Genomic DNA, 8,020 nt, shown 5'->3' with positions numbered 1-8,020 from the left:
GGTACGAGTGAGGAGGCTTGCCAGTTCGTCCGCGGAAAGCGAGTAGATTCCATGACCATCTGAAAATCAACAATGGAATTTAACAGAGCCTTATAATAAAGAAAACTCGTCGATTGACGAGCCTTTTTAAAACAGATTATCAAGCCCTTCACCATTATTCAGGCTTCCGGGTTCGATGGTTAATGTTTCAATTTTATGAACAGCCTCATCAATGAGCGTGTCAAAATCGACAAAGCTTTCGTAAAAGTTTACTTTTTCGCGGCGAGGCTTTGTTTTCGGGCTTGCTGGAGTAAACACCGTACAGCAATCTTCATAGGGACGATTGGATATTTCGAGTGTATCGAACTTCTTTGCCAGCTCAATAATTTCCGTTTTGTCCATTGTGATTAACGGACGGAGAACAGGCGTGTTGGTAACTTCATTGATTGCATACATGCTGGTCAACGTTTGGCTCGCCACCTGGCCAAGGCTTTCTCCCGTAATAATGGCCATCGCCTCCTGATTTTCCCGGATTTTATCGGCGATCCGGAGCATCATTCGTCGGGTAGTTGTCATTGTGTAATTTTCCGGAATTTGTTTTTGAATCAGCAATTGCACATCGGTAAATGGAACAATATGCAGCTTCACACTCCCGCTCACCTCAGCAAGCTTTTCTGCAAGGTCTACCGCTTTTTGCCTGGATCGCTCACTCGTGAATGGCGGGCTGTAGAAATGTACGCACTCTATTTCAAGGCCACGCTTCATCGATAGAAATCCGGCTACAGGGCTGTCGATGCCACCGGACAGCATTAACATTGCTTTCCCGCTCGAACCAAGCGGCAAACCACCTGCCCCGGGTATGACCTCCCCTGTTAAATACACGGCTTCCCTTCTTACTTCTACCCGAAGATTGAAATCAGGATTTTTGACGTCCACTGTTATTCCGTTCGTATTTATTAACAAATGTCCGCCAAGCATATGGTTTAGCTCATCCGTATTATAAGGAAAATCCTTATCCGACCTCTTCGTCGAAATCTTAAACGTGGAAACATTCTCTGAAAGCTGTTCAAAGTAGTAAAGCGCCGCCTTTTTTATTTCTTCGACGTCTTTATCGACTTTTAAGGCGGGACTTAAAGATTGAATTCCATAAATGCCTTTCAATCGTTTGATAATTTCCTGATGATCTTCCCCGTTCAACAAAATATACATTCTTTCCCGACTCGATGACAGCTTAGCATCGCTAAACTCCTTTAGTGCCCATATGATATTTGCTTTCATTTTGTCTATAAAACCTTTGCGATTCCGTTTTTTAGTGGAAATCTCACCATAACGGATGATAATATGATCGAATTTCATCTGATGCTACCTCATTATCATTCTTAATTTATTTACAGTTTCACGAATAAGTTCAAGCGCTTTTTTCGCTTCTTCTTGATTGTTTTGATACGACAAGCTGATTCGAATCGTACTTTTTGCCCTCGCAAGGTTTGCGAACATCGCCATTACCGTTTTGCTGGGCGTATTTTTCTTGGAGGAACAAGCGCTTGTAGTAGAAACGAATAAGTCCGCTTCCTCAAGTGAGTGAATGAACACTTCCGACTTCAATCCCGGAACGGAAAAATTAAGAATATGCGAAGCGCCGTCAAGCGGACTGTTTATTTCAATTCCTTCTATTCCCCGAAGTCCATCCCATAATAGTTGCCGAATCGCTGTCAATTTATCGAGATCCGTTTGTTGTTTCTCTTTCGTGATTCGCAGTGCTTTGGCGAGAGCAACCGCGCCGGCGACATTTTCCGTCCCGCTTCTGATCTTGGACTCCTGGCTTCCACCCGAAAATAACGGGGTAAGATTCACCCCATCACGGATGTATAAAGCTCCCGTGCCTTTCAAACCGTGAAATTTATGTCCTGAAATGGTGCATAAATCTATGCCGGCCTGGTTCACTTCAAGCGGAACCTTTCCGATTCCTTGGACATGGTCGACATGGAACAGGATGTCATCATAACTGGAGAGCACTTTTCCTATTTGTTCAATCGGCTGGATGGATCCCGTTTCATTGTTAACATGCATAACTGAAACTAAAATGGTATCTTTTCTAATCGCCTTCAATAGGTCGTCCAAATGAATTTGCCCGGTTTGGTTTACGGGAAGATACGTTATATCAAAGCCTGAATCCTCTAAATGACTAAATGCGTCGTAAACGGATGCATGCTCAGTAGCCGTTGTAATAATATGTTTGCCTTTTCCTGAATTGGCGAGCGCCGCCCCTTTAATGGCAAGGTTATTCCCCTCAGTCCCTCCTGAAGTAAAATAAACCTCGGAGCTTCTTACTCCAAGGAGCTCTGCAATTTGGCTCCGGGCTTGCGAGAGCAGTTTTTCCGCCTGGGCGCCAATGCCATGAAGCGATGAAGGATTTCCGAAAAATTCACTTGAGACTTTGACGAAGGAATCAATGACCTCCGGATATGGTTTTGTTGTCGCACTGTTATCAAAATAAATCATGGACCTCACCCTCCATGTTTTCTATCATTTAAGTAAATTCTAATGTTAACATACTTTGATTAGATGTGAAAACATCCATATATCGGGAAAATAAAATAATTGCAGAATCAGTAAGATCAAGGATCTAACAGGATATGAGCGGCAATTCCTGTTAGATGCCCTCACCATGTTGCTGGTTCGGTTTCATGAAATAGAGGGAATGACCTGAGTTTTGACAGGATTTCAGGCGGCCTTTTCAGTGCCTAAAGTTCATAAGCATTGATATAATAATAGATACATATATTTCAACTAGCGTTTTATAAAAAAGGAGGATGCGAGTATGAAAAAAATCATTAACAATCCGGAAGCTGTTGTGGAAGATATGATCAGAGGGATGGTTGCCGCGCATGAAGACCAGCTGAAACAAGTTCCGGACTCGACGGTTCTGGCAAGGAAACAATCTCCGGTTCAGGGAAAGGTCGGTATTGTCAGCGGCGGCGGCAGCGGCCATGAACCCGCACACGCAGGATATGTCGGCAAAGGGATGCTTGATGCGGCCGTCTGCGGGTCCGTTTTTACTTCGCCAACCCCTGATCAGGTTTTGGAAGCGATTAAAGCGGTTGACGGCGGAGCAGGAGTGCTGCTGATTATCAAGAATTATACAGGGGATGTCATGAACTTTGAAATGGCTGCAGAATTAGCAGAAATGGAAGGGCTTACAGTAGATAAGGTTGTCGTCAATGATGATGTCGCTGTGAAGGACAGTACCTATACAACGGGCAGGCGCGGCATTGCCGGTACAGTTTTTGTCCACAAGATTGCCGGAGCCAAAGCCGAATCGGGCGCCTCATTGGCAGAAGTCAAAGCCGCTGCCGAAAAAGCGGTAGCCAATGTGCGCTCCATGGGAATGGCGCTTACTCCATGCACCGTCCCTGCTGCCGGCAAACCGGGCTTTGTCATTGGCGAAAACGAAATGGAAATCGGGCTGGGGATCCATGGGGAGCCAGGCATTGTGCGGACAGACATCCGTACAGCCGATGAAATCGCCGCAGAATTGACGGGGAGAATTTTAAATGACGGAGTCCATCAGCCGGGGGATGAGGTCACGGTCATGATCAACGGGCTTGGATCCACACCGATGATGGAATTATACATTCTGAACGCGAAAGTGAATGATATTTTACGAGAAAAAGGTATTTCCGTCTACAAGACACTGGTAGGAGAATATATGACAGCCATCGATATGGCGGGCTGTTCCGTTTCACTATTAAAACTGGATAGCGAGCTGAAAGAATTGCTGGATGCACCTTCCGAAGCACTTGCTTTACGGGTGTAAAAAAATAGACAGAGAAAAGGATGAATGGGATGGGACTAACGGCAGAGCATATGAAAATGTGGCTAGAAAAGACAAATGACTACATTCAAACCAATCGGGATTATCTTACGGACCTGGACCAGGCGATTGGTGACGGAGACCATGGCATCAACATGTCACGCGGTTTTAATGAAGCGGTAAGGACAATATCATCCAATCAGTATAAAACGGCTTCTGATTTATTAAAAGAATGGGGCATGACGCTTTTATCCAAAGTAGGCGGAGCATCTGGCCCTCTCTTCGGGTCTGCCCTTCTAAAAATGTCGATAGCGATAAAGGATCGTGAGGAAGTTGATTATGCATCGCTAAGGGCTGCCATTGAAGAAGGGCTTAATGGGATCCTGCTAAGAGGAAAAGCTGAGGAACACCAAAAAACAATGGTCGACGTATGGTATCCTGTCGTTCGGCTATTAAAAGAAAACGAGTCTTTTAATCCCCAGACTTTTAGGGAAACCGCCAAAACATCCATGGAGGATACGAAAGATACGCAGGCAATCAAAGGCCGTGCCGCCTATTTAAATGAACGTTCCATCGGCCATATCGATCCCGGGTCTGCATCCAGCTACTATCTATTTCGGGCATTGGCGGAAGTAGTCGAAGAAGGCAGGATATCTTTATGAGCAATGTGGGCATTGTTTTCATTTCCCATAGCGAAAAGATGGCGGAAGGCTTAAAAGACCTGGTTTTGCAAGCAGTCGGAAACATACCTGTTGAGGCAGCAGGCGGGACAGACGAAGGGGAGATTGGAACAAGCCTGGAAAAAATCCAAGAGGCGATCCAACGGGTTCATTCTGACAAAGGGGTACTTGTCCTGTTTGATTTAGGCAGTTCTGTAATGAATGCGGAAATTGCAATCGAACTATCCGGACTTGAGCATATCAAAATAGCCGATGCCCCATTAGTCGAAGGCGGATACGTGGCAGCGGTAGAATCGAGTCTGGGCAAATCTCTCGATGAAGTCCTGCATGCTGCTGAACATATACGGGGGAAATTGAAGCGCGCCTGATCAGCGCAAGTCTTAAAAAAAGCAAGCGGAGGAAAATGAGCTGTTTCTCTCGCTTGCTTTTGCATTTGTGCCATTTTTTTATGAAGCTTTGTTCATAACCTGATTAATTCTTTTTGTTCATCTCAATCATTTTATGTATCCATTTTAAAATAGATTTTAGGAACGTTCCATAGTAAACGTTTAAAAGCCTGTTGATCAACGTTCCAGGCGCGAAGACTCCTGCGGGAGCAGCGGGACAGGTGAGACCCCGCAGGAGCATGCGACGAGGAGGCTCACCGCCCGCCCCTAAGGTGCGCGAAGCGCCTGGAACGGAAATCAACAGACCCCATTAACAGGCCAAATAAAAAAATAACTGCATACAAACTCGATGATTTCATCGAGTTTGCCTGCAGTCTGATCCGGCTTTCAGCCGGCTCCCTTCGCTTTATGAAAAGACTTCTTCCAGATCAGCTTCGATTTTCTTTAAGCTTCCCGGGTCTACCTTTTCGACGACAGAAGCCGCGGTTTCAAGTGCTCCCTCATACTCATAATTCCTGAATTTTTCTTCTGCTTCCATCAGTCCATCTGCAACGGTAGGATATTGACTGCGGTACCTGTTACCGTATTGGATAACCTTTTCGGCAAGATACATATTTTCAATGATGTCCCTTGTATGATCAAACAATCCATTTACCGTAGAGACCGCCTTTTCCAAGTAAATTTGCACGGATGCCATATCCAAAGGCTTTTCCTCAAATTTATTTTGAACATCGTCCAAGCTTTCCTTGGCTTCTAGCACGGATGCTTTGTATTCTTCAGGGAGCCCCGGTATATTGCTTTTCACCACTAGTTTACTTGTATCAGTCATTTTACGTTTGAGCTCTTTTAAAGTGTCCCGCGCTTCTAATTCATCCTTGCGCAAAGCTTGGAGCTTGCCGGAAAAATGCTTTTGTTCCTCTTTTAGGTCTTTGATTTGTGCTTCTACTTCCTGCATTTCTTCGCTTAGGGTAGAATGCGCGTCGCCATTTTCTTCAATCTTCGTTCGCAGCAAGCTATAGCGCTTGGAGATTTGAGAAATTTGTTTTTCCAGCTTTCGCTGTGCTTCCAATTCGTTCTCCGTTAAATGATAGCTATGCTGCACGACGGCTGTTTCAGCTTTCACCTTTTCATGTTCGTATTCAAGACCCATGATGCCTTCGTTAAGCAATTCTTCATTTTTTTGAATGTACTGCTTGGAATAGACTTCCTTTTCCAGCAGTTCATACAGTACGTTTACACTGTCAGCGATGTCCTTTAATCCTTCTTCAACTTCGACGATTTCCGCTTTTTCAAGATGTTCCACATATAATCCCAGTTCACTTTCAAGTCTTGCTGCTTCCTTTTCAAACTGGATATGATCCAGGAAATAGCCTTGGCTGACCATCTCCTTGTATCCTTCCTTCAGCTCCGCTATTTGCGCGGGCAAGGATGTCTGACTTTCGACTAACAGCTGTGGAATCCATTCAATTTTTACTTCAATGTCGGTCAATTTAGCTTTGATTAATAGTACCAGCTCTCTGGCATTTAAATAGTTCCCATTTTCCGTCGCTTCTTCATATTGCTGAAAAATGCCCAATACGTCGTCCAGCAGCAGCTCCAATCTTGCGGCCGCTTTCCCGTAAGTATGGTGGTGAGCTAGTAAAGATTTTTTGGCAGAACGATACGATTCTTTCAATTCTTCAATTTCAATCCTGTTTTTTTCTTCGCTTCCGACAAGCTCATTCAATTCAGAGAGGATCCTTTGAACCGATTCTTCCACTGCCTTTAGCACGGAAACGATTTCGCGCTGTACTTCCTTGGATTTGGAAAAGCGATACTTATCAACATATTCTTCGGCATCGAATAAGAGCTCTTCAATATCAGGCATATGGGTCGTAATAATCGCATCCCATTCTTTCCGCCATTTTTCGAACATCTCTTCTGTTTCACCGGTCATATTAAGCTGCTTGACCTTGGATAATTCTTCGAGTACCGGACGGTTCATGATGTCAATCTTCCATGACTCGATCCGGTCGATCTCTTTAAAGTACTTTTTCTTAAAAAAATAACCCCATATAATAAAAGCTAAAATAATTATGATAATACCAAGTATGTATTCCATCATAAGCCCCCTGTTCTAAGCCGAAACATAAGAACGATAGTCCTTCTGTTGATAAATAACGATATAAATATCCATTTCAATGCTTTTATGATACCATGTTAACAATAATTTTTGACTAGAAAATTCAATTTTTTTGTAGAAATATGGATTTTTCTTAATCGACTGCTATTCTATTCACGACAATCACTTATTAGGGAAGCAGCGGATTGCAGTTTCATTGAACAGGGGAGGTTTTTTTCTTGAAATATGACGGCCATGTTCATAGCCCGTTTTGTCCGCACGGTTCACAGGATTTATTTGAGGAATATATCGAGAGAGCGATACAATTAGGAGTACAAGAAATATCTTTTACCGAGCATGCTCCTTTGCCTGAAGGATTTATTGATCCCACTCCTGAAAAGGACAGCGGTATGGATCCAGGCCATTTGCATGCATACATAGAGCAGTTGAATTCCATAAAGGCAGCCTACGAAAATAAACTAAAAATCAATATTGGTCTCGAAGTTGATTACATTGAAGGCTTTGAAGAACAAACAAAGAAATTTCTTGATAAAATAGGTCCAATGCTTGACGACAGCATCCTTTCCGTTCACTTTATTAAACATAAGGATACCTGGCATTGCCTCGATTTCAGTGCGGACATGTTTGGCGATATTGCAGTCCAGCTCGGCTCGGTCGAAGCAGTTTATGAACGTTACTATTCGACCATTGAACAATCCCTGCACGCCGATCTTGGGATTCATAAGCCCGCAAGAATCGGCCATATCACCCTCGCTCATAAATTCCAAAAGCTATTTCCGATTGACAGGAGCTTTGACGAGCGGGTTTTTGGGCTGCTAGACGTTATTCGCAAAAAAAATTACGCACTTGATTATAATGGAGCAGGACTGGTAAAGCCGCTTTGCGGTGAGCCTTATCCGCCCGAGAGATTCGTCCGCCGAGCGGCAAAGTTGGGCATACCTCTTGTTTACGGATCAGATGCCCATCAGGCAGAGGGCCTAGGGCAAGGGTATCAAGCATTAATCCACACCGCTTTATTGACGTCACCAACCAATTAATA

At 44.0% G+C, this 8,020-nt stretch carries 7 protein-coding genes; 4 read left to right on the top strand and 3 right to left on the bottom strand.

The window, feature by feature from the left end; translation table 11 throughout:
* Positions 1–126: 126 nt before the first annotated feature.
* Entirely contained in the window at positions 127–1,335 is a 1,209-nt protein-coding gene (thiI, locus tag D0463_RS01600; protein WP_117304348.1) for a tRNA uracil 4-sulfurtransferase ThiI, read from the bottom strand.
* A 6-nt stretch (positions 1,336–1,341) separates the two neighbouring features.
* On the bottom strand, positions 1,342–2,481 hold the full coding sequence (locus D0463_RS01595; RefSeq protein WP_117304346.1) for a cysteine desulfurase family protein: 1,140 nt from the start codon (positions 2,479–2,481) through the stop codon (positions 1,342–1,344).
* Positions 2,482–2,800: 319 nt separating this feature from the next.
* Between D0463_RS01595 and dhaK the strand changes: the two genes are divergently transcribed.
* The 3 genes from dhaK to dhaM are packed head-to-tail and all read left to right on the top strand — an operon-like array spanning position 2,801 to position 4,841.
* Positions 2,801–3,796 (top strand): dihydroxyacetone kinase subunit DhaK, encoded by a 996-nt coding sequence (dhaK, locus tag D0463_RS01590; RefSeq protein ID WP_117304344.1) that lies wholly within the window; start codon positions 2,801–2,803, stop codon positions 3,794–3,796.
* Between the two features lie 29 nt (positions 3,797–3,825).
* The gene (dhaL, locus tag D0463_RS01585; RefSeq protein WP_117304342.1) at positions 3,826–4,455 is read left to right on the top strand and encodes a dihydroxyacetone kinase subunit DhaL; all 630 of its coding nucleotides are present in this window, start codon (positions 3,826–3,828) and stop codon (positions 4,453–4,455) included.
* Positions 4,452–4,841, top strand: a complete 390-nt coding sequence (gene dhaM, locus D0463_RS01580) for a dihydroxyacetone kinase phosphoryl donor subunit DhaM (protein ID WP_117304340.1) — start codon at positions 4,452–4,454, stop codon at positions 4,839–4,841. Before dhaL ends, dhaM begins: the two co-directional genes overlap by 4 nt.
* Before the next feature lie 424 nt (positions 4,842–5,265).
* Here dhaM and ezrA read toward each other — a convergent pair whose 3' ends face one another.
* Positions 5,266–6,960, bottom strand: a complete 1,695-nt coding sequence (ezrA, locus tag D0463_RS01575) for a septation ring formation regulator EzrA (RefSeq protein ID WP_117304338.1) — start codon at positions 6,958–6,960, stop codon at positions 5,266–5,268.
* 239 nt (positions 6,961–7,199) lie between these two features.
* Here ezrA and hisJ point away from each other — a divergent pair, with 239 nt between their 5' ends.
* Positions 7,200–8,018, top strand: a complete 819-nt coding sequence (hisJ, locus tag D0463_RS01570; RefSeq protein WP_117304336.1) for a histidinol-phosphatase HisJ — start codon at positions 7,200–7,202, stop codon at positions 8,016–8,018.
* Positions 8,019–8,020 lie beyond the last annotated feature (2 nt).

The organism is Bacillus sp. V59.32b (assembly GCF_003429085.1).
In the GTDB taxonomy this organism is placed as follows: domain Bacteria; phylum Bacillota; class Bacilli; order Bacillales; family DSM-1321; genus Peribacillus.
Note: the sequence above shows the minus strand (reverse complement) of the source record. Positions and strands in the feature narration are given on the sequence as shown.

Coding starts and splice junctions, on each gene's coding strand:
- dhaL (WP_117304342.1), top strand. CDS start 3,826: ATGGGACTAACGGCAGAGCATATGAAAATGTGGCTAGAAAAGACAAAT.
- D0463_RS01595 (WP_117304346.1), bottom strand. CDS start 2,481: ATGATTTATTTTGATAACAGTGCGACAACAAAACCATATCCGGAGGTC.
- dhaM (WP_117304340.1), top strand. CDS start 4,452: ATGAGCAATGTGGGCATTGTTTTCATTTCCCATAGCGAAAAGATGGCG.
- ezrA (WP_117304338.1), bottom strand. CDS start 6,960: ATGGAATACATACTTGGTATTATCATAATTATTTTAGCTTTTATTATA.
- dhaK (WP_117304344.1), top strand. CDS start 2,801: ATGAAAAAAATCATTAACAATCCGGAAGCTGTTGTGGAAGATATGATC.
- thiI (WP_117304348.1), bottom strand. CDS start 1,335: ATGAAATTCGATCATATTATCATCCGTTATGGTGAGATTTCCACTAAA.